Source organism: Wolbachia endosymbiont (group B) of Longitarsus flavicornis (genome assembly GCF_964028135.1).
Lineage (GTDB): Bacteria > Pseudomonadota > Alphaproteobacteria > Rickettsiales > Anaplasmataceae > Wolbachia.
The window spans coordinates 478,499-499,699 of the sequence record NZ_OZ034758.1 but is presented as its reverse complement, the minus strand read 5'-3'; the positions used below and the strand labels follow the sequence as shown (position 1 = coordinate 499,699).

Here is a 21,201-nt window from a genome sequence, read left to right as displayed (position 1 = left end):
TATGGAAAAATATACATTTAAAATAGACGATAAAAATCCACTTTACAAAAAGCTGATTAATCTTCCTACTGCATATTACAGACTAGAGAGCAGCAGTAACGGGTATACTATCCATTCACAAAATGGTACAGCGGAAATAAAAGATATTCATGATGTAAAATTAAAGTGGGAGAATAATACAATAGTTTTGTATGAAGGAAATTTACCTCTGAAAGCGAGAAAACATGACGAACGCAATAATCTTATTGAAGAGGACTTTACTATAGCACAAGAGGCTATCACAAATGCAAACAGGAATGAAATTATAGAAAACCTTAAATCAAACCAAATGGGAGTTTTGCTTTATGAAATAAAAGGTAGTTCACATTTTGGTGCCAAATTATCCGTTTCTAGACACAATAAAACTGGTCTACTAAACTTTATTAATTTCATCGATTTTAATGATGAAAATGACCCAGTGCTGCAAATGATCAAGAAAGAAACAGATGGACTTTATTTTACAATAGAAGATGATAATATTTATATATCAGACAAAGAAGGAAACTGTCTTCCAGTGTGTGAAGATGGTAATTGCTATAAATACACAAAAAATGAACATGATATATTAGAAATAAGTGAGATATCAGCAATAATAGAAAACTTAACTAAGACTGAGCAGTGTGGTACATCAGAAGCAATAGAAAGCTCAACCAAGACCGTACAAGGTTTTACTTTGCAGAAGGGAAAAGAATTATCAGATGATATCTATGAAGCAGAAATTATGTCAAATGGTAAGCTTATAGCTGTTTTACCAAAAATTGGCTATCATATGTTCAATGGTGAGCTTGTAATATAATTATATTACAAAAGAAGAGGTAAGAATTCCTAAAGATTTTCATTACCTTAAAGTCGTTAAGCCCAGTAATAATGATGATTATCAATTAACGTTTTGTAATTTTTTAGGTAATGAGTTTTTTGAATATAAAAGGTATGATCCACAATACTCGGAGATCCCAGATGAATATCAGTATATAAGTTTAAACTATATGAAAAAGGAATATGAGCCAAATTTCTGCAAGTTGCTTGACCATAAACCATCGTTTTTTATCACAGAAGGAACTACTAATTCAGATTCTTTAAGTCACTGTCCAGCTGATGTATTTGAATTAACAAACAATGGAAAAGGTAAGAAAATGGCTACATTAATTGATCAATTTGGCTCTTTCAATAAAGAGGGTAAGTTTCAATATTGTGATTACCATAGAAAAGCAGATTACGATGTTTATGATTCTTATAAAATTAATAAAGAGTACAAAACAACAGATGAATTTCTCTTCAATGATGACATAGTTCTTTATACTATTCCAGAGATATCTTAACCACATACACGGTATATTATAATTGTTTCAATGATTGTTTTTAAAATTGAATTAAGTAGAATTCAAAGAAGTGTAAAAATGTATTCTTTTTAGTTTAGATTCGCTACCATTTTGCCGCTCGTTAGTACCGCAGTGGTTTTGTAATAGAACACAAGCTGCAAAAACTTAAGGAAAAAATGGGTCAGTGCTTGACACTGGCATCTAGTTCTTTCCATCAAAAATGCTGTAAAGTGTTTACCAATTTAGTTGGATCCCAGTACTCGGATGACAAGAAAAGAAACACTGGTTTCAATATTTGCATGCATCTGAACAGATACAGATGGCTAAAATGTTGAAAAAAGCATATGCGTCAAAAGTTTAAAGCTCGCTACCCTAGACTTCTTTGACTTGTTAAGAAAGGTACCATTTTCTTTTTTTCCCCAGATTCTATTATCACATGCTGAAATGACATCGAAGGATGCTCTTGTTTTTTCATATCATTATGCAAAAGTCCTTTGCAGCTTGAAAAATCTTTATAAAATTTGCTTTCTTTAAATGCTTTAACTTTCTCTTCATTATTTAGTGAGCCATGTTTAGAAAAATATTCATCTGTCGCTTGAATATATAAATTAATCAGCTCAGGAAAAGTGTAATCAGTTTTGTTGGAAGATTTTAAGCACGTAATTGGCAATTTATGTATATCTTTCTCAGCTTTTTTAGGATCAATATATTCATCATTTTTTCTTAATATTGTATACTGCTTGAAAAATTCTTCATATTCCTCAAAATCTTCAAATACTTCTTTTTTTTGGTAATCTTTTCTTCTACCGCTTTGATCTATTTTTTCTATTTCTGTTGCAAGTTGCGCTGGCTGTTTTATCGTTTTATCTCCCTCTCGATTAAAGTACATTGTATAAGGAGTAATTGAATTTACGATTTTATATGTCTTCCAGTGGCAGCCAAAAATCTTTAGTACCAATTTGATTATCGGAGCAAGAAAAATTTTTAATTTTGCTATGAATCCAAAATAATAAAGAGAAGCTTGTTTAAGTGAACTTGCAGCATTGCTAACGATGCATCTTAAATGTATATCCTTATACTTAAAATTTTTATGAACCTCTGCAGCCACATGTCCACCTAGGCAGTCTCCAAACAATATAATATCATCTGGCTTTATACCTTTTTCCAATAAGTTAATTACAACTGCTACACCAGATTTAACTCTATTACTACGTATCAATGAGGTATTTTTACTTAAACCAAGTCCAGGATAATTAAAGAGATGTACAGTAATGCCTTGTTCTGTAGCCCAATTCCAATTTTGGGAATAATCTTTACTAGGACTTAATGCTCTATTTCCACCAATAAAATATACCAGATGTTTTTCACTTAGATTATTTACATTTTTACCAGAAAGCGTAATTGTATGGATTTTCATCCCGTTTTGAGTTCTGACAAATTCTTCCTTAGTTTGTGTTTTAATTTTTCTCATATTTCAACCCTCAATAGCCTAATTTAATAATACATAAAATCTTAAAAAAATCAACAAATCTTAATTTTATGAACAATATAAACCTTCTCAAATTCATTGAATTATGCTTTCAAACGGTAGTGCCGGGGTGTGAGTATAATGATTATCAATATATAAAAGTCATAGCAGACAGGCTTGAAGCAGCAAGCGCTGGTGAAGCAAGAAGAATAATATTCAATATGCCGCCGCGTTCAATGAAGTCCATTTGTGTAAGTGTTGCATGGCCCGCATGGATACTAGGAAATCAGCCAACTGCAAGAATAATAGTTGCAAGTTACTCTCGTTTGCTCAGCGAAAAGCACTCACTCGATACAAGGTGCATAATGCAGTCTGATTGGTATAGAGAGCTATTTCCGAAAGTAGAATTATGCAAAGATCAAAACACTAAATATAAATTTCAAACAGTGCAGAGAGGATGTAGGATTGCAACATCAGTTGGGGGAACATTAACCGGTGAAGGTGGAGATTTCATTATCGTGGATGATCCACTAAGTCCCGCACAAGCTTTGAGCGAAACATTTAGAAAGCGTGCTGCAAACTGGTTTGATCAGGCTTTAGTAACCAGGCTCAACGACAGAAAAAAAGGAGTTATCGTTCTTGTGATGCACAGACTCCATTTAGAAGATTTAACTGGTCACCTCCTCTGTAAACCAAGAAACATATGGCATCATGTCTGTTTACCAATAATAGCTGAAGATAAGGAGATTATTTATTCAGTTAATAATCATATTCCAGAGCATGAACAGGAAATATACTCAAGAAAAGAAGGTCAATTGTTGTATTCCCTAACTGAAGGAAAAGAAGAAATTGAGATGATAAAAGCTGAACTTGGGAGTTATGGTTTTGCTGCTCAATACCAACAAAACCCTCTACCACTTTCAAGTGCTATAATTAAACGAGAGTGGTTGAAGCGCTATAAAAATTTTCCTGATAGCCTTTTGCATGTAACACAAAGTTGGGATACTGCAATTTCAACAAACAATACAAGTGACTTTAGTGTCTGCACTACCTGGACAAAAGTAGATAATACATTCTATTTACTCGATGTATATCGCGCAAAACTTGAATATCCAAAACTTAAAGAGAAAGTTCTGTCGCTGGCTGCAAGGTGGAAGCCACACGCAATTTTAATCGAAGCAAAAGCAAGCGGTCAGCAATTGGTTCAGGAGCTCAGGAAAAACAGTGATTTACCTATTATTCAAATAGTACCACATGATGACAAATTAACTCGATTTCACCGAATTGTCCCAATTATAGAATCTGAGCGGGTTTTTCTCCCTAACCAAGCAGTATGGCTTAGCGACTTTGAGTATGAGATTTTAATGTTTCCAGAAACCCGTCACGACGATCAAGTAGACAGTACCGTGCAATATCTTCAGTGGGTGAGAAATAATATTGCTAGAGTGGTAGCTATACGTTCATTGTAGCTTGAAAAGGTTCCTCGGAATTGTGTATAATTTTTTTAACTGAGCTTATTTAACTTATCCATTTTCTGAATGATATTTTAGGGTTTATTGAAATAAATACTACGCAAAAATTCTATCTCTGGGTGCTTAGATGAATATCTTTATATTAGACGAAAATCCTGTAACTGCAGCACAAATGTTATGCGATAAGCACATAGTAAAAATGCCGCTAGAAACTGCTCAATTGCTTAGCAGTGTTTTTTCAATAGCATTAAAAGAGCCAAATCCTTTAGTCAGCATTACAAACCAGAATATAGAAGTTCCATATAAACTTACTCACAAAAACCATCCTTGTTCTTTATGGGCTAGACAATCAAAAGGAAACTTTGATTGGTTAATAAAACATGGAAAAGAATTGTGTATAGAATATAGCTTGCGATACAAAAGAACGCATAAATCCGAAGAAGTTATAGATTGGTGCGATAATAACAAGGATTTGCTAATATTTCGATCAGCTGATATACAAGCTTTTACACAAGCGTTACCTGATCGATATAAATGTAGTAACCCAATAGAAGCATATAGAGAATATTACCTAAAAGAAAAGATGAGATTTGCTAAGTGGGAAAAAGATAGAGAAGCACCAGATTGGTTGCTAGACAAAATGCTATAGGTTATAAAATTATCCAAACCGATCATAAAAAAGGTAGAATTGAAGTTGCAAAAGCAATGCTGGCTGATAATGTTGATGTTTATCAAGTTTATTGATCTTTCTATTTGTGAGATTAAAGAATTCAGTAAACTGTTATTCCCAGTATATGGTAGGCTACTTGCACTATAGAGTGTCATGTACACATCTGTACTAACAAGCAGAGGTAAATCTAAGTCAGTTTAGATATAACATTTACTTTAAAAAACTTTATTTTACGCTGATATTCTAGCGCTCTTCTGTGGTATTTTGTTGGGGTATAATTTGCAAAACTATCTTCCTTATAGGTTAAAAAATTACACTGCTTTATATGTAACTCTATCCACTCTGAATAATCCTGATGATCAGTTGCAATAAATATTTCACCTGTGACAAGTATTTTTTTTGCTAATAAATTTAAAAATTCCGTATTAATTAACCGTCTTTTGTTGTGACTTCTTTTTGGCCATGGATCTGGAAAGAGAATAAAGAATTTTTCAACACTGTGGTCAGGAAAATTGACAATTAATTCTCTTGCATCTTCTGTCCATATTAAAATATTTTTTATGCTGTGTGCTTCTATGCTTTTTAGCAAGGAAGAGACCCCCTTTAAATAAGGCTCACATCCTATAAATAATAGATCAGATTCATTGAATGCCTGATGGAGCATATTTTCACCATTACCGAAACCTATTTCTACTCGTATTCTTTTTTGTAAGTCTACGATCTTTTTTATAGATTCCTTGCTGTTTTTAATAGAATACTTCTCCAAAACATTCAACTTCAACCTAGATCTTCTGGAAAATGACCTAATCCAATTATTATTCCTAGATAACATATCTTACATAACTTAATCTTTTATAGCTTAAACAATTCTCGAAATGAATTAATGAGAATTTACTTGTCACTAATTATTAATATTATATAATATATGAGTTCTAATGAAGTTAAAATTAAAAGGTATGGAAAGTACAGTTGCTATCAAGAGGCTATCATCAAATAGGTTCATAGAAGAGATATTTCAAGATCAATTTGATAATCAAGATAATAACTTTTGTGAAGATTCTTTTGCTAACAAAATCAAAGAAGGAGATGTGGTAGAAGGTATAATCACAAGAAGAAATTCTAATGATATTGTGGTTGATATTGGTTTAAAGTCAGACGGAAGAATTCTGATTAAGGAGCTCGGTTGTAATGATGATATCACTGTTGGCTCGAAAATTAGAGTTTATGTTGAAAGAATTGAAGATTACCATGGTAATGTTGTTCTTAGTCGTGAGAAAGCAATCAGAGACGAAAAATGGAATAAATTGGAAGAAAGCGCAGTTACAAAAGATGAAGTAACAGGAATCATTAAACGCTCAATTAAATGCGGTTTTATTGTTGATCTTGGTGATGGAATAAGTGCGTTTTTACCGCTGAGTCATGTGGATTTGAAGCAAATAAAAGATGCTAATCACCTTATTGAAACTGAACAAAAATTCATCGTGCTTAAAATGGATAAGAAGCAGGGGAATATTGTAGTATCAAGAAAGCTGGTATTAGAGAAATTGCATGCTGGTGAAAAAATTAAGTTTTTAGAATCTTTAAATGAAGGTGATGTAGTAGAAGGCAAAATAAAAAGCATCACTCACTACGGTGCATTTGTTGGCATTCATGAATCAGATACAGTGGGAGTTATAGATGGGCTGCTACATATTACAGATATCTCTTGGAGTAATGTAAGTCATCCATCTGCAATTTTTTCTTATGGTCAGCATATAAAAACTAAAATTATAAAAATAGATAGAGAAAATGGAAAAATCTCCCTGGGTGTAAAACAATTAGGAGACAATCCTTGGCAAGATCTAGAGTCAAAATGTCCAATTAACAGCGTACACAAAGGATGTGTAACGGGTATAAAAGATTGTGGATTCATTGTTGAGATTAAACCTGGGATTGCGGGTTTGGTACACTCATCAGAAATAACTTGGAGCAAGAGTAATTTACCAATCAGTAGTTTTGTAACAATAGGACAAGAAGTGGATGTAAAAATTCTCGGTATTGACATTATTAAAAATAAGATGAGTTTAAGCACAAAAAGGTGCGTAGAGAATCCTTGGCAAGTATTTATTGATAAATATCCTCTTGGTTCTATTGTTTCTGGTAAAGTTAAAAGCAACAATGGTTCACAAATATCTGTGACTTTTGATGATTCTGAGATATCTGAGGATGTAGAAGGAACAATTTATATGCAAAATCTAAGTTGGTCGAAAAACAATTCAGATGAGATAAAAAAGTATAATGTAGGTGATGAAATAGAAGCAAAAGTGATAAGGGCTAACGTAGATCGGACAAGAATTTATCTTGGAGTAAAGCAAATAGAGTATGATCCTCTTGAAGAACTGATAGAGAAAGTTAAAGTAGGAGATAAAATTCAGGTTACTGTAAGTAAGAGAGAGGAAAATGGTCTAATCGTTGAGGTTGAGAACAATGTAACCCTTTTAGTAGATCAAGAGCATTTACCAGAAAATAAAAAGTTTTCTATATCAGAAAAAATACAAGTTGAAGTAGTAGGTGTTGAAAAATATAATATAATATTATCTGCCAAATAACTTCTTGTGCTTCATATAAATGGCAACGAAATCTGATATAATAGCAAAAGTGGCAAAAAAACACCTTTTGTTAGATAAGGTCATTATAGCAGACATAGTTGATAGTTTCTTTCGAGTGTTTTCAAACACGTTGAAATATCATAATAGAGTTGAAATCAGGGGGTTTGGTTCTTTTTCAATTAGAAGCTATAACTTGAAAGAAGCAAGTAATTTGACGTCACAGAAGGTTGCAAAACATCAATACTTTAAAACTTATTTTCGTAGCAGTAAAAAGTTATCCCTCTTGATAAATGAATAAAAATCTATATTGTAAATTTGAAAGTTGTACAATATAGCATCATATGCAAGTAGTAGAAATAGTTATACATAATAACACATATAAAATATCTTGCGAAAGTAAAAAGAAGGACCATTTATTACAACTTGCTAATAGCTTCAACAAGCTAGTTAGCTCCATATCTCAAAGAACTGGAGGTAAGGGCTCAGATGCATTAAATTTCTTACTTGCAGCATTGACTCTCGAAGACAAAATTTTAGAATTAACAAAGCGATTAGACGAAATAAATCAAGAATGCAAAAAGTATAGGGAGGAAAAAAGAGTAGAATATGCTGAAGTATTAGATAGGGTAAACAAGATTATTGGGTGCATAAGTGATTAAAGCAAGCAATCAAATCGACTACCTCACTACTCAAATCAGGGGGGAGAAGTTTCTTACGAGTGATGTAACAATATAATTCGCAATCATCAAGATCAACTATTTTTTCGTATTCAATTAGTTCACTTAAGGAAAATTTATCAAGATATTTCAATGCAAAATGCCCTAAAAGTATATCAGTTTCTTTACAACCCCTATGCCAACTCCTATACATCAGTTTTCTTCTTAATAAGGAGATATCTATCATTGTCATTAAACTTTTTTTTAATTTAAAGACTAAACTAAATACTTGTCAAGCAAGGCACATTTTAATATACTCAACGTTTGATTAAGATTTAAAACATAGGTGGAATTAATTTCTCATCAACTTAGCGCTGGAATATATTATTTTTTATCGTTTTCTTTAATAATTTCTATCATAGTATTCGTGCATGAATGTGGGCATTATATTGTCGCTAAAGCATGCAAGGTTAAAGTTGAATCTTTTTCTATAGGCTTTGGTCCTGAAATTTTTGGTTTTAACGACAAGTCTGGAACTAGATGGAAATTAAGTGCCTTTCCATTGGGTGGCTACGTTAAAATGTTAGGGGATACTAATGCAGCAAGCGTTCCTGTTGATCAACAAAAATTAACTGAAGAAGAAAAATTATACTCATTCCATACAAAACCTCGATATCAAAAAGCAGCAATAGTTTTTGCAGGGCCTTTTGCAAACATGATATTTACCGTTATAGCTTTCACAATATTTTTCAGCGTGGCAGGTTATTATCGTACTCCACCAGTAATTGGTAATGTAATTGAAGAAAGTGCAGCAAAGCAAGCTGGCCTATTACCAGGTGACACTATTACACAGATCAATGAGTACAAAATAAAATACTTTGAAGATATTTCACGCGTGATAATGTCCAACCCTGAAACAAGAATAGAAATTAAGTATAGAAGAAATAACGAAGAGTACAGAACTATTCTAACTCCGTTTACAGTTGAGGATAGAGATGTCTTTGGTAACATAATAGAAAGAAAAACTATAGGAATTACCTCAATTAATATGATAGGGTTAAAACAGTCATCTTTTCTTGGAGCTGCTAGCCTATCAGTGAATGAAACCTACCACACTATGTGTTTAACAATCAAAGCACTCTTTCAAATTGTTGTTGGTAAAAGGAGTATAAATGAAATAGGTGGGCCAATAAAAATTGCAAAATATTCAGGGCAATCAGCTAAAAAGGGACTTATGATGGTTCTATATTTTATGGCAATTATTTCAGCTAATTTAGCTGCAATTAACTTGCTGCCAATACCACTACTAGATGGTGGGCATTTATTTCATTATATTATAGAAGCAGTTATACGTAGAGATTTGAGTTTGAAATATCAAAAATATGCAGTCACTTTTGGTGCTACCATACTGTTTTTGTTGATGGCAGTTGCAATCACAAATGATATTAGGCATCTTTTTTAAGATACATATGAAAAAGTTATTTCACATACTAATAATAATATTTATTTCTTTTCCCACTCTACTTGTTGCTCTAGAAAATAAAGAAAAAGTACAGATAAAAAATATTAAGTATATTGGCAATGAGCGAGTAAGTGATCAAACAATAAGGTTTTATACAAAATTAGAACCAGGTAGTCATATAAATGATGATGATGATGTAGATTCAATTATAAAAGATTTATATAAAACAAAGTTATTTGCTAGTATTAACGCCTATATCGATGATGAAAAAAACTTAGTAGTAAAAATTCATGAGAATCCATTGATTAACAAAGTAATATTGAAAGGCAATAAGTTATTTAACAGTAAAGAGTTGCTAAATAACGTTATCCAGTCAAAATCACTAACTATTTTCACTGAAACAAAATTACAAAACGATTTAATAAATCTAGCTACTCTTTATAGGAACAGTGGTAAAATTGGTGTTAAAATTGCATATGAGCTAGATAAGCTTGGTAGCAATAGGATAAACCTAATTTTTAAGATAAAAGAAGGAAGAACGTCTAAAATTAAGGGTTTACGATTCATAGGTAATAAAAACTTTTCAGCAAATGAGCTAGAGCAAGTTATCAAAAGGCATAGCAACGATATATTTAGTAAGTTATTTAGAGCCATTTTTAAAAGCGGAACTCATTATTCACCTCAATATCTACTGATTAACACAGAACTGCTTGATCGCTTCTATTCATCTAAGGGATATATTCAAAATAATATCCAACCAATTGTTGAGGTTGATAATAACAACCAAATAGAGTTAACTTTTTTGATTGATGAAAAGCAGCAATACTTATTTGGAAATAATGAAGTTGATATTGAAACTGAGATTCAGGATTTAAGTTTAAGGGAAGAAATATTAGAATTTATCAAAGAGGAAAATAATCAAATATTTAATAGGGTTAAAATTAACAATACAGCAGAAAAAATAAGTAAACATTTAAACGAAAAAGGATATATATTTGCAAAAGTTAATCCAGAATATACACAACGTAACAATATTGTGGATGTAACTTACAAAGTGCTACCAGGTAAAAAGATTTATATAAACCAAATTACTATTGATGGCAATGACCGCACTTTAGATAAAGTAATTAGAAGAAAACTTAGCATGGCAGAAGGCGACGCATATAACACATCTGAGATTCAAAAATCACGTAGAAAACTTATATATAGCGATTTTTTTGAAACAGTAAAAATAAATAGTTATATAGTGGATGAAAATGCAGTAAATCTTGATTTAAATGTCAAAGAAAAAAGAACTGCCTCGTTATCTTTAACAGGTGGCATGTCTCTTCCTGGTGGAGTATTTGTTAAAACCGATTTCACAGATCGTAATTTATTTGGTAGTGGTAAAGAGGTATCTTTTGCTCTTGAAAAAAGTCAATATGTTCTTTCTACTAGTATAGACGCTGTTGAAAATAATTTTAACGATTCTGATACGTCATTAGGCATAGGTATATTTTATGAAAAACAAGATAAGCCAAACACCACTTTTGATACTTGTGACTGGGGAGGAACAGTAAAATTATCTTATAAAATTTTAGAAAATCTAACCAACTCTATTCGCTATTCTTATAAATATAACCATATACATATGGACAATAAGAGTGGAAAAGATGAGGATATCTCTGAGATAATAAGAGATCAAAAAGGTGAGTATCAGATCTCATCAGTTGGATACACGTTAGCGTACAATAAATTGGATAATCTATATACTCCAAAGGAGGGGTACTTGTTGCGCTTAAATCAGGATATTTCAGGATTGGGAGGAAATGTAAATTTCCTAAAATCTGAGTTTTTGTCTTTTTATACACGCCCTATACTAAGCAAAATTGATGATGATATAACATTGCGCTTTAAAATAGCAGCAGGTCATATTTTCTCTTATACCGATAAAGAGCTAAATATTGGCCAGCACTTTTTTAAAGGTGGTAATGAAATTAGAGGATTTGACCTTTCCGGCATTGGACCAAGAGCAGAAGACAAAAATAAAAGCTCATTGGGAGGCAAAACTTATTTTAATTTAACACAGCAAGTAGATTTTCCACTATCTAAATTATACGACTATGCTGGTATCAAAGGCTCACTATTTGTTGACTACGCAACACTTTTTGGTTTAGATGAAAAGGAGATATATAGTGGAAAATATTACGATAGTAAGCTTATAAGAGTATCACCAGGTTTTGGCTTTTCAATGCCCTCTCCTTTTGGTAGACTTAGATTAGATTTTGGGTTTCCCTTAGTAAAGGAAACTTATGATATAATACCATCACCAAACGTTAAAATTTCTATTGAAGCGGGGATTTAAATGAAATATATACAGTTATTTACATCAGTCATTGCCTTAATTGTTTCCTTATTTGTAGGGTATAAGTTTGTAGGGTATCAACCTCAGAGCATGCTTAATACAAAGGCTGCCATTATTGATAGTGACAAAGTTATCAACGAATCTCTGGCTCTGCAAAATATACAACAACAAATAAAGGAGCAGAATTCTAGATTACAGCAAGAATTTGAAAATGAGTTAGAAAAATTTAAGCCATCGAAAGAAGAATTTGACCTTTTGTCAGAAGAAGCAAAAAAAGAAAAGACGGAACAATTTAGTAAGTACACTGTAAGCGTTAGGGATAATTACGCTAAGAAAATGTCAAATTTAGAAGAAAACTATAGAGAAGCAGTAGAAAGTGTCTTTAACAAAATAAAAGAAGTGGCTAAAAGAACGGCAGAAAAAAACAATGTAGATTTAGTACTATTTATTTCAAAAAAGAACCAAGTTCTATACTCTATGGATGAGGTTGATTTATCAGATGTGGTATTAAAAAATGTAAATAAGGAAATACCTGAATTTGCTTTGCAAAGCATTGAGTAGGCTTATGCAATTTAATATCAGTGATATTATAAAAATACTACCACATTCTTATCCTTTTCTCTTAGTAGATAGGGTTATAGAATGCGAACCTGGTGAAAGTATAAAAGCAATCAAAAATGTGACTTTCAACGAGCAATTTTTTATTGGTCATTTTCCTGGCCATCCGATAATGCCAGGAGTTTTGATAATTGAGTCTTTAGCTCAGGCATCTGCTATATGTGTCCTCGGTAAAGAAACAATAGAAAATAAAGTTGTTTACTTGAGATCCATTGAAAATGCAAAATTCAGAAAGCTAGTTACTCCAGGGGACACATTGATTATTCAAGCTAACATTCAAAGTGTGCGTTTAGGTCTACATAAATTTGAGTGTGTTGCATATGTTGGGGAAGAAAAAGCTGCAGAAGCAACAATCTTAGCAAGACTGCAAGACAAATAAAATCTTCATCTGCAAGAAACAGTATGTACACTATATAGTATAAAGATGCAACTGAATTTTAAAATCTCATTTTCAAACTTATACACTCGTAGTGGATTAATAAAGTTAGATGAGGCGTTTTTAGATTATATAAAATCGTGCGATGAAAGCTTGTTTTGTTCATTAATTGAAGCAAGAGAAAAAGCAGCTTCTTCTTTGATGTCATCCCAGTGCTTGACACTGGGATCCATAGAACAACCAATGTTGGCCTCTCAAATGACAGATAGTCAGTTAATAATAGACCTCTCATATTTACTTGATGAATTTATTGCAAAACTTTTTAATATTGGAAAAGAAGCAGAGGAGCTAAAGAAAAAGCACAACGACTTTGCTGCAATATATAAGTGTAAAAGGTTATTTGTTCAACGCTATGCATTAAAGAAGTACACTGATATAGCAGATATAGATATTGATTATGTTACCAGCAAATTAAATCGCTTTCTTGCCCTACCAACAACAGAAAAAAATTTTGCTGAGCAGATGATGCGTTGGTTGGAAAATAAAGAGGATCACAAAGAAGAAATAGAACTTGCAGCGCAATATGCAGCGTGGAGAGTGAAAAATAAACAGAGTATACTTTTTAGTATTCACAGAAAAATTGATCACGAAAATCTCGTATCGTTCTTCAAAAAAGAAGTAGACGAAGTTGAGGTATTGTATTCAAGCAAAACAAAAAGACGACATGGTTTTGATCTGACAAGTGAAAAGGTGAGTTTGAATAAAGCATTGGATAATGCTCATTACTGCATATTTTGTCATAAGCAAAATAAGGACAGTTGTTCAAAGGGGCTAAGTAATAACGACAATACCTTTAAACAGTCCCCACTCAAAGTTGAATTGCACGGCTGTCCACTAGAACAGAAAATATCAGAAATGAATCTGGTGAAAAGCGAAGGGTACAGCATAGCAAGCCTTGCAATTGTGGTAATAGATAACCCATTATGTGCAGCTACTGGGAAAAGAATATGCAATGATTGCATGAACTCATGCATATATCAGAAACAAGAGCCTGTAAATGTGCCAATGATTGAAACAAGGATTCTAGATGATGTGCTCAGTTTACCGTATGGATTTGAAATATATTCTCTGCTTAGCCGTTGGAATCCTTTAAATTTTCAGCGTTCATTGCCAAGAGAAAACACCGGAAAAAACGTTCTAGTTGTAGGCCTTGGTCCTGCTGGTTTTAATTTAGCTCATCATTTGTTGAATGATGGGCATAACGTTATCGCCATTGATGGACTAAAGATTGAACCTTTAATCGATAATTTCCAGCTAATTAAAGATTTTGAACACGAAAAATTGAGTGAACGCACGGCAGGTGGGTTTGGTGGAGTGGCAGAATATGGCATTACTTCTAGGTGGGATAAAAATTACTTAAAGATTATTAGATTACTGCTGGAAAGACGTGAGAATTTCGCACTTTATGGGGGCATTCGTTTTGGCAGCACGATAACTGTTGATGACGCATTTAACTTGGGTTTTGATCACATTGCCTTGGCACTTGGCTCTGGTAAGCCACGAATGATCAAAATAAAAAACATGCTAGCTCGTGGAGTGCGCATGGCATCTGACTTTCTTATGTCATTACAACTGACTGGCGCTCTTAAATTTGATTCTATAGCAAATCTGCAAGTTCGTATGCCGATAGTTGTTATAGGTGCGGGGCTTACTGCGATTGACACTGCCACTGAAGCTTTAGCGTATTATCCAATTCAAGTAGAAAAATTTCTTCTTCGTTATGAAATATTGGTTGATAAGTACGGAAAAGACTGTGTTGAAAAAGATTGGACAGAGGAAGAACACAAAATTGCAAATGAGCTGATATCGCATGCACAATTGATCCAAAAAGAGCAAGAATTAGCAAAAAAAGAGAATAGAGGAGCAAAAATACTGGAGTTAATGCAGAGCCTTGGGGGAGTGAAAGTTGTATATAGAAAAGAGCTAAAAGACTCACCAAGTTATCGATTAAATAGTGAAGAGGTGCAAAATGCACTGTCAGAAGGGATTTACTTTATTGAAAACTTAGAGCCAGTTGAAGTTGTGACGGATAAATATAACCATGCTGAATCAATAAAACTAATAGACAAAAAATCCGGCGAAATTAAATGCATGAAAGCACGTTCTATTTTTATAGCAGCAGGTACTGAGCCAAATACAGTTATTGCAACAGAAGATAAAAGGCATTTTAAATTAAGTAATGGGTATTTTACTCATTTGAATTCATCAGAAAAAGAAATAGATCCAATATTTTCTCCTAAGATGCAGAATAAAGACAGAATATTAGTATATAAACAAGGCAATAAAACAATTAGCTTTTTTGGTGATCTTCATCCTTCGTATAGTGGCAGCGTCGTGAAAGCTATGGCAAGTGCTAAGAACGGTTATCCTATTATTTCTCAGCTTTTGAGTAGAGTAGCTGACCAATACGCTGCAGAACATCAGACTAATGAAAAATTTTTTAATAGAATCAAAGAGCAATTCACTGCAAAGATTATAAAAATTCAATATTTAACTGACAAAGTTGTGGAAATAGTGATCAAAGCACCACTTGCGGCAAAAAATTTTAAACCCGGACAATTCTTTAGGTTGCAAAATTTTGCAACCAATAGCAGAAAAGCCAATAATACAAACCTTGCTATGGAAGGTATAGCCGTAACCGGCACTGAAGTAGACAAAAAAAAAGGATTTATTTCCACTATTGTGCTTGAAACTGGCGGTTCCACTAATTTATGTAAATGTTTTAAAGAAGGTGAACAAGTAATTCTTATGGGTCCAACTGGCAGCCCTACTGAGGTTTACTAAGTCTTGATATTAAAGTGATGCTAAATTTTATTTCAAAAAGTAAATAATTTACTAACGCTCGTGCACAAATTAAAAATAAATTATGCACGAGTGTAGCACTGTGAATTAGGAGTGCTATATTAAAGCTTACCTCACTATTAAAGCTATCGGTCAGATTAGATTAAAAACCTAATCTGACCGGTTTCTCTATAACCTTCTAAACCCTGATATAATTATATGGTAATTAGCTTAACTAGTGGTTAATATGCAAATTGATTTTATTTGTATGTTGAGGTAGCATAAACCATACTGTTTTACATCATTGTGCAACTTTATAAATTTTTATTGCTATTTCTGTTGACTACATTAATAGTGATAGTCCTAATATTACCTGAAAATTTAGGTACTACACTGAATTGCTCTCATCCAGTTCTAAATTTTGATTTATCTTTTCGTATCGTACTAATATCTTTTTTATCAGTTGCATTTTTAGCTGTTCTACCAGCACAAAATTTGACTTTTTCAGAGATGCTATCTTTTTTTGCTTATACTACCTGCTCACTCTGTGCAATTTTATCCAAGCAGATAATGTTGGTTATAATATTCTTTGAATTAATGACCATCAGTGCATTTTTTATTATCGCAGCTAGCTGTAGAGATAGTGGATCTGCAATAAGGTACGCTTGTGTACACTTTTTGGTTGGAGTTATATTGACAGCAGGATTGGCACTTCAAAGCACTAACCTGATAATTTTGGGTTTATTGATAAATTGCGCTTGTTTTCCTTTTTCGTTTTGGGTTGTTGATGCATATCCTGCTGCATCACTACATGGCACTACATATCTCTCTTTATTTACCACTAAAGTCTCTTTTTTAGTGATGCTTTTACACACTTATAACCTATGGCAAGATTGTACTGAAATATTAGCGCTTGTAGGCGCCATCACTGCAATTTACAGTATTATATTTGCTTCTCTTGAGCAAAATATTCGCAGATTTTTATGCTATAACGTTGTAGGACAAATGGGCTTGCTGATTATTGCAGGAAGTTTGCTCAGTCCTTCGGAAAAAGCAATACCAATTTTGATACTGCATATAATCTTCTCTCTTGTTTATCAATCATTATTGTTTGTGGTCAGTAATTCGATTATTTTACAAACAAAAACAATTAGTTTTAATCGAGTGGGTAAACTGATGTCAGTGGAAGGCATGTGTGCTATAATCGCAATACTTACAATGGCTGCATTTCCTGGAACCGTTGGATTTATCAGTAAATCATATATCACAGCTGAAATTGAAATGAACACTGTTGCCTTAAAAGGGTACAAAAATTTATATAAGGTTCTAAATTTGCTGCTTCATTTAAGCGTGGGACTCAAGTTTTTCTATTACATATTTATCGCTAAAAGCAAGTCCAAACCTTCAGAAGGGAAAGAAGGTAGAATAACAATGATTATTTTTGCATTCATATGTATAATTGCTGGCAACCCTTACTTGCCTATTTACAATAAACCTTCGATTTTCGATTTTGTGTACAACACAAAAAATATTTTGTCGCAATTTAATTTGTTACTATGTACCACTTTATTGTTTATTCCTTTACGCAAGTTATTTTACCCGAGAGTAAATTTTAAAATGGATGTTGATTGGATTTTTAGAGTTTTCATATCCTATATTGTCTTGCTGTTCAATCAATTGGTCTTTAAAGTGAGAGAAATGTCTGCCAACGTACTGCAAAACTTGACTAATTCACTTACTAATTTATACTTTAATAATATTACTAAACTTAAAGAAGTGCTAAGTTATAACTCAGTGAGTTTTGTTTCAGCTTCTTCTCTCTTTTTAATGAGTATTCTACTAATGCTATTATGTTTAAATCGTTAACTGAAAGTTTAAATTCTGTATTTAGTAAACTGAGAGGAAAGTCGATCATTTCTGAAGATGATTTTAATCTTGCCATGCGTGAAATACGTATAGCTTTAATTGAAGCTGACGTTTCACTTGAAGTTGCAAAAAAATTCATCAACGACATTAAAGATAAAGTGATTGGGGAAAAAGTCATAAAAAGTGTTTCCCCAGCACAAATGATAATTAAAATTGTGCAGGATAATTTAGTTGCAGTTCTCGGATCAGAGAAAAGTGACTTAAATCTAGCAGTTAAACCCCCTGCTGTGATTATGATGGTGGGCTTACAAGGTGCAGGTAAAACAACTACCTCAGGAAAGCTTGCTTTCAAGCTAAAAAAGCAAAAGAAAAAAGTGATGCTTGCCTCTTTAGACATTTATAGGCCGGCTGCCCAGAAACAACTTGAGGTGCTAGGTAAACAGATAGACGTACAAACTTTATCTATAGTAATAAATGAGGAGCCTATTGCAATTACAAAAAGGGCACTGGCAGCAGCAAAGAACGATAATTATGATGTATTAATACTAGACACCGCAGGCAGGCTTCATATTGACAATAATATGATGAATGAGTTGAAAGCCGTAAAGGAAATAGCTTCACCTGCAGAAGTTATTTTAGTAGCCGACGCAATGATAGGCCAGGATGCGGTCAACATTGCCAAATCATTCAATGAGGTAATAGGTGTAACCGGCATTATTCTCACCCGTGTTGATGGTGATGCACGTGGTGGTGCTGCTCTTTCTATGAAAATGATCACCGATTGTCCAATTAAATTTATTGCTTGTGGTGAAAAATTAAGTGACCTCGATGATTTTTATCCCGATAGAATTGCAAAAAGGATACTTAGCATGGGTGATGTTGTATCATTGGTTGAAAAAGCTGCTGAGATTGTTGGTCAGGAAGAAATTGATAAGTTACAAAAGAAAGTAAAAAAGGGTAAATTCGACCTAAACGACCTAGTGGGAATGTTAAAAACTCTGAGTAAAATGGATGGCATTAGCAACATAATGAAATTCATCCCTAGTTCATTCACAAAAAAGCTAAGTAGCAGTGTGCCAGACGACAATAAAGTGAAAAAATATATAGCCATCATAAACTCAATGACCGAAAAAGAAAGGCAAAATCCAGATATTTTAAATGGCAAAAGAAGACTTAGAATTTCTAAGGGGTCCGGAACAAGTGTAACTGACGTTAATCTTCTAATTAAGCAGTATAATCAAATGAGCTCTATGGTGAATAAATTCAGTAAAGTTGATCATAATAAACTCAAAGAATCTGATTTAATGGATATGCTGAGCAGAAAATAAATCAGCAGGTAGTAGAATGAAATAAAATCATCAGTTGTAATTGCTGTTGAGTAGTGAAGTAACAAATTCAATAAATTTCCGCAGTTGGAATTGGCATAATAATAAAAATTGATATAAGTTACTTTAGCTATATTTAATGCGTTGTTTTATAGCTAACACACCATACCACCGTGGCACTACACTAGTAACAGAACGACAATTGTCAGTAGCTCAAGTTAGGCTAGATATGGCATTCACAATATCGTTTGTAAACCTATAGCTATATATAATGAATGAATTTTTTTATATATTCGTTATTAGTATTTTGTATTTCTTGGACAGTTCCGTGGTAGATAATATTCCCTTCGTATAATACTGCTATTTTATCAGCTATTTTAAATGCACTATGAATATCATGTGTAATCGTGATAATTGTAGGGTTAAAGTCTTTAGATAATTTTATTATTATCTCATTTACCATATCTGACATAATTGGGTCCAATCCTGAAGTTGGCTCATCCAATACAATAATTTCTGGATTGTGCGCAATCGCCCTTGCAAGTGCTACTCTTTTTTTCATTCCGCCTGATAGCTCGATTGGAAACATATCTGCTATGCTTTCCTCCAGTCCAACATCATTTAACTTCTCGATTGCTAGCTGTTTTGCCTCCTTTTCGCTGATATTAAAGCGCTTTTTATAATTAAAAGATATATTTTCCCACACTGTAACGTAGTCAAATAAAGCAGAATTTTGAAATAAGACTCCAAACTTATTTTTGCTTTCACTATTTATTTTAATAGACCCTGAGTCTGGTTTTAGCAATCCAATGATTATTTTTGTTAATACAGATTTACCACTTCCTGAGCCGCCAAGTATGACTAATGATTCCCCCTTCGATATATTAAAACTTATGTTGTTTAATATCGTTCTATCATCAAAAGACAAGCTTAGGTTCAATATTGATATTATGGGGCTATACATGTATCAAAGTAATCAAGTAGTTTGCTAAAATGATCAATATGGACGAAAAAACAACAGTTGATGTTGTAGCAACACCTACTCCTCGTGCACCTTCTCTACAATGGTAACCGTAATAACAACTTGAAACAGAAATTATAGCACCAAAAGCAGTCGCTTTCATTAGCCCAACAACAAAATCGTTTATATTAAAGAATTGAGCTGTATATTTTATGTATATATTTAAATTGTGGTTAAATTCAAAGACTGCGGTGACATACCCTCCAAATATTCCTATTAGATCTGCACATACTGTAAGTATTGGAAATACTATAACTGACGCTAGAATTCTTGGTGCAATTAAATATTTGAAAGGATTGATGTCCAAAGTTGTAAGTGCATCTATTTGTTCAGTGATGCGCATCGTGCCAATTTCTGCTGCAATTGAGGACCCAACCTTTCCTACCATTATTAAGCTAATCAAAACTGGCCCTAACTCTTTAATGATAGTGATCGTAACAAGCTTAGGTACTACTTGTTCTTGATTAATCAATAGACCACTTAAGCTACTTTGTAAAACTATCACCGCTCCTATAAAAACTCCAGTGAGCCCAACAATTGGTAAAGAGAAAAAGCCTATCTCTATAATTTGTTTTGCTACATTGCTAAAATAATACGGTGGCACAAAGCAGTGGTATAGAGATTGAATAAAAAACACAAATGCGTTACCAAGCCTCAACAGAAAGTTGATAAAGCACCTACCGATTATTCTAACACTGTTTACATCAAAGGAACTCACTTTGCATTTATCTTAGCTAAAAATTAGTTTTACTGATTTTATTAAAATTTTTATTAACTCTATCGCAGAGTATAGTCAAGATATATCTTAAGTTCAATATACTTTGATCAAAATGCTTGAGTTTAAGTTTATAAGACTGAATTGTATAAGAAAACCTTACTTATTTCGCTATTTACTTCTTGTAAAAAACATGCTACTAATAAATTGTGTTATATAATTGAATTGGAGTAAGTTTTGGCAGTTCCGAAGAGAAAAAAGTCAAAGTCAAGGCGTAATATGCATCGTTCTCATCATGCTATTAAGCCTAAGAATATTGTGGTATGTGCAACAACTGGAGAATTCATGTTGCCTCACAACATAGCAGTTGACAATAGTTACAAAGGAAAACGTGTTTTCATTAAACAAAAGGCGGAGTAAC

20 protein-coding genes are annotated in these 21,201 nt (G+C 32.9%); 15 read left to right on the top strand and 5 right to left on the bottom strand.

The annotated features are described in order from the left end of the window. The first annotated feature begins 1 nt into the window (after window position 1). Both ABWU45_RS02400 and ABWU45_RS02395 read left to right on the top strand, forming a co-directional pair. Window positions 2-835, top strand: coding sequence for a hypothetical protein (locus ABWU45_RS02400; RefSeq protein WP_353278861.1), 834 nt, complete (start codon window positions 2-4; stop codon window positions 833-835). Window positions 836-1,025: 190 nt separating this feature from the next. Continuing rightward, window positions 1,026-1,358: a hypothetical protein gene (locus tag ABWU45_RS02395; RefSeq protein WP_353278860.1), complete on the top strand. Its 333-nt coding sequence runs from the start codon at window positions 1,026-1,028 to the stop codon at window positions 1,356-1,358. Window positions 1,359-1,725: 367 nt separating this feature from the next. Here ABWU45_RS02395 and ABWU45_RS02390 read toward each other — a convergent pair whose 3' ends face one another. Then, window positions 1,726-2,829: an alpha/beta hydrolase gene (locus tag ABWU45_RS02390; RefSeq protein WP_353278859.1), complete on the bottom strand. Its 1,104-nt coding sequence runs from the start codon at window positions 2,827-2,829 to the stop codon at window positions 1,726-1,728. A 68-nt stretch (window positions 2,830-2,897) separates the two neighbouring features. Here ABWU45_RS02390 and terL point away from each other — a divergent pair, with 68 nt between their 5' ends. Together terL and ABWU45_RS02380 are read left to right on the top strand one after the other, a co-directional pair. Then, a complete protein-coding gene (gene terL, locus ABWU45_RS02385) occupies window positions 2,898-4,295 on the top strand; it encodes a phage terminase large subunit (protein WP_353278857.1) in 1,398 nt (465 codons plus the stop codon). Between the two features lie 130 nt (window positions 4,296-4,425). After that, window positions 4,426-4,947, top strand: a complete 522-nt coding sequence (locus ABWU45_RS02380; RefSeq protein ID WP_353278855.1) for a pyrimidine dimer DNA glycosylase/endonuclease V — start codon at window positions 4,426-4,428, stop codon at window positions 4,945-4,947. A 208-nt stretch (window positions 4,948-5,155) separates the two neighbouring features. Here the strand turns inward: ABWU45_RS02380 and trmB are convergent, their stop codons facing one another. Next, window positions 5,156-5,800 (bottom strand): tRNA (guanosine(46)-N7)-methyltransferase TrmB, encoded by a 645-nt coding sequence (gene trmB, locus ABWU45_RS02375; protein ID WP_353278853.1) that lies wholly within the window; start codon window positions 5,798-5,800, stop codon window positions 5,156-5,158. Window positions 5,801-5,903: 103 nt separating this feature from the next. Between trmB and ABWU45_RS02370 the strand changes: the two genes are divergently transcribed. The 3 genes from ABWU45_RS02370 to ABWU45_RS02360 are packed head-to-tail and all read left to right on the top strand — an operon-like array spanning window position 5,904 to window position 8,215. Continuing rightward, a complete protein-coding gene (locus ABWU45_RS02370) occupies window positions 5,904-7,556 on the top strand; it encodes a 30S ribosomal protein S1 (protein WP_353278851.1) in 1,653 nt (550 codons plus the stop codon). Between the two features lie 19 nt (window positions 7,557-7,575). Further along, entirely contained in the window at window positions 7,576-7,854 is a 279-nt protein-coding gene (locus ABWU45_RS02365) for an HU family DNA-binding protein (protein ID WP_010404234.1), read from the top strand. A gap of 43 nt (window positions 7,855-7,897) precedes the next feature. Continuing rightward, complete coding sequence (locus ABWU45_RS02360; RefSeq protein WP_010404232.1) at window positions 7,898-8,215, top strand: cell division protein ZapA; 318 nt, start codon at window positions 7,898-7,900, stop codon at window positions 8,213-8,215. On the opposite strand, the gene ABWU45_RS02355 is transcribed toward ABWU45_RS02360, so the two are convergent. Next, entirely contained in the window at window positions 8,193-8,459 is a 267-nt protein-coding gene (locus ABWU45_RS02355) for a succinate dehydrogenase assembly factor 2 (RefSeq protein WP_010404229.1), read from the bottom strand. The two genes, ABWU45_RS02360 and ABWU45_RS02355, sit on opposite strands and share 23 nt — an antisense overlap. Window positions 8,460-8,558: 99 nt before the next feature. On the opposite strand from ABWU45_RS02355, the gene rseP reads away from it, so the two are divergent. From rseP to ffh, 7 genes are all read left to right on the top strand, one after another. Next, on the top strand, window positions 8,559-9,674 hold the full coding sequence (rseP, locus tag ABWU45_RS02350) for an RIP metalloprotease RseP (RefSeq protein WP_010404225.1): 1,116 nt from the start codon (window positions 8,559-8,561) through the stop codon (window positions 9,672-9,674). Window positions 9,675-9,681: 7 nt separating this feature from the next. Beyond that, window positions 9,682-12,018: an outer membrane protein assembly factor BamA gene (gene bamA / locus ABWU45_RS02345; RefSeq protein ID WP_353278849.1), complete on the top strand. Its 2,337-nt coding sequence runs from the start codon at window positions 9,682-9,684 to the stop codon at window positions 12,016-12,018. Further along, window positions 12,019-12,579, top strand: coding sequence for an OmpH family outer membrane protein (locus ABWU45_RS02340; protein ID WP_353278847.1), 561 nt, complete (start codon window positions 12,019-12,021; stop codon window positions 12,577-12,579). Window positions 12,580-12,583: 4 nt separating this feature from the next. Further along, window positions 12,584-13,015 (top strand): 3-hydroxyacyl-ACP dehydratase FabZ, encoded by a 432-nt coding sequence (fabZ, locus tag ABWU45_RS02335; protein ID WP_353278845.1) that lies wholly within the window; start codon window positions 12,584-12,586, stop codon window positions 13,013-13,015. A gap of 45 nt (window positions 13,016-13,060) precedes the next feature. After that, on the top strand, window positions 13,061-15,856 hold the full coding sequence (locus ABWU45_RS02330) for an FAD-dependent oxidoreductase (protein WP_353278844.1): 2,796 nt from the start codon (window positions 13,061-13,063) through the stop codon (window positions 15,854-15,856). Window positions 15,857-16,159: 303 nt separating this feature from the next. Further along, window positions 16,160-17,719 carry a proton-conducting transporter membrane subunit gene (locus ABWU45_RS02325; RefSeq protein ID WP_353278842.1) on the top strand — a complete coding sequence of 520 codons (1,560 nt, stop codon included), beginning with the start codon at window positions 16,160-16,162 and terminating at the stop codon, window positions 17,717-17,719. Beyond that, window positions 17,704-19,047 carry a signal recognition particle protein gene (gene ffh, locus ABWU45_RS02320; RefSeq protein ID WP_052264999.1) on the top strand — a complete coding sequence of 448 codons (1,344 nt, stop codon included), beginning with the start codon at window positions 17,704-17,706 and terminating at the stop codon, window positions 19,045-19,047. Before ABWU45_RS02325 ends, ffh begins: the two co-directional genes overlap by 16 nt. Before the next feature lie 259 nt (window positions 19,048-19,306). Here ffh and ABWU45_RS02315 read toward each other — a convergent pair whose 3' ends face one another. After that, window positions 19,307-20,008: an ABC transporter ATP-binding protein gene (locus tag ABWU45_RS02315; RefSeq protein WP_010405332.1), complete on the bottom strand. Its 702-nt coding sequence runs from the start codon at window positions 20,006-20,008 to the stop codon at window positions 19,307-19,309. After that, a complete protein-coding gene (locus ABWU45_RS02310) occupies window positions 20,001-20,783 on the bottom strand; it encodes an MlaE family ABC transporter permease (protein ID WP_029237671.1) in 783 nt (260 codons plus the stop codon). Before ABWU45_RS02310 ends, ABWU45_RS02315 begins: the two co-directional genes overlap by 8 nt. Before the next feature lie 234 nt (window positions 20,784-21,017). Here ABWU45_RS02310 and rpmF point away from each other — a divergent pair, with 234 nt between their 5' ends. After that, on the top strand, window positions 21,018-21,200 hold the full coding sequence (rpmF, locus tag ABWU45_RS02305) for a 50S ribosomal protein L32 (RefSeq protein ID WP_006014434.1): 183 nt from the start codon (window positions 21,018-21,020) through the stop codon (window positions 21,198-21,200). The last annotated feature ends 1 nt before the right edge of the window (window position 21,201 follow it).

Excerpts from the sequence above, each read along its gene's own strand:
- ABWU45_RS02400 (WP_353278861.1), top strand. The coding sequence starts at position 2 with ATGGAAAAATATACATTTAAAATAGACGATAAAAATCCACTTTACAAA.
- ABWU45_RS02395 (WP_353278860.1), top strand. The coding sequence starts at position 1,026 with ATGAAAAAGGAATATGAGCCAAATTTCTGCAAGTTGCTTGACCATAAA.
- ABWU45_RS02390 (WP_353278859.1), bottom strand. The coding sequence starts at position 2,829 with ATGAGAAAAATTAAAACACAAACTAAGGAAGAATTTGTCAGAACTCAA.
- terL (WP_353278857.1), top strand. The coding sequence starts at position 2,898 with ATGAACAATATAAACCTTCTCAAATTCATTGAATTATGCTTTCAAACG.
- ABWU45_RS02380 (WP_353278855.1), top strand. The coding sequence starts at position 4,426 with ATGAATATCTTTATATTAGACGAAAATCCTGTAACTGCAGCACAAATG.
- trmB (WP_353278853.1), bottom strand. The coding sequence starts at position 5,800 with ATGTTATCTAGGAATAATAATTGGATTAGGTCATTTTCCAGAAGATCT.
- ABWU45_RS02370 (WP_353278851.1), top strand. The coding sequence starts at position 5,904 with ATGAAGTTAAAATTAAAAGGTATGGAAAGTACAGTTGCTATCAAGAGG.
- ABWU45_RS02365 (WP_010404234.1), top strand. The coding sequence starts at position 7,576 with ATGGCAACGAAATCTGATATAATAGCAAAAGTGGCAAAAAAACACCTT.
- ABWU45_RS02360 (WP_010404232.1), top strand. The coding sequence starts at position 7,898 with ATGCAAGTAGTAGAAATAGTTATACATAATAACACATATAAAATATCT.
- ABWU45_RS02355 (WP_010404229.1), bottom strand. The coding sequence starts at position 8,459 with ATGATAGATATCTCCTTATTAAGAAGAAAACTGATGTATAGGAGTTGG.
- bamA (WP_353278849.1), top strand. The coding sequence starts at position 9,682 with ATGAAAAAGTTATTTCACATACTAATAATAATATTTATTTCTTTTCCC.
- ABWU45_RS02340 (WP_353278847.1), top strand. The coding sequence starts at position 12,019 with ATGAAATATATACAGTTATTTACATCAGTCATTGCCTTAATTGTTTCC.
- fabZ (WP_353278845.1), top strand. The coding sequence starts at position 12,584 with ATGCAATTTAATATCAGTGATATTATAAAAATACTACCACATTCTTAT.
- ABWU45_RS02330 (WP_353278844.1), top strand. The coding sequence starts at position 13,061 with ATGCAACTGAATTTTAAAATCTCATTTTCAAACTTATACACTCGTAGT.
- ffh (WP_052264999.1), top strand. The coding sequence starts at position 17,704 with ATGTTTAAATCGTTAACTGAAAGTTTAAATTCTGTATTTAGTAAACTG.
- ABWU45_RS02315 (WP_010405332.1), bottom strand. The coding sequence starts at position 20,008 with ATGTATAGCCCCATAATATCAATATTGAACCTAAGCTTGTCTTTTGAT.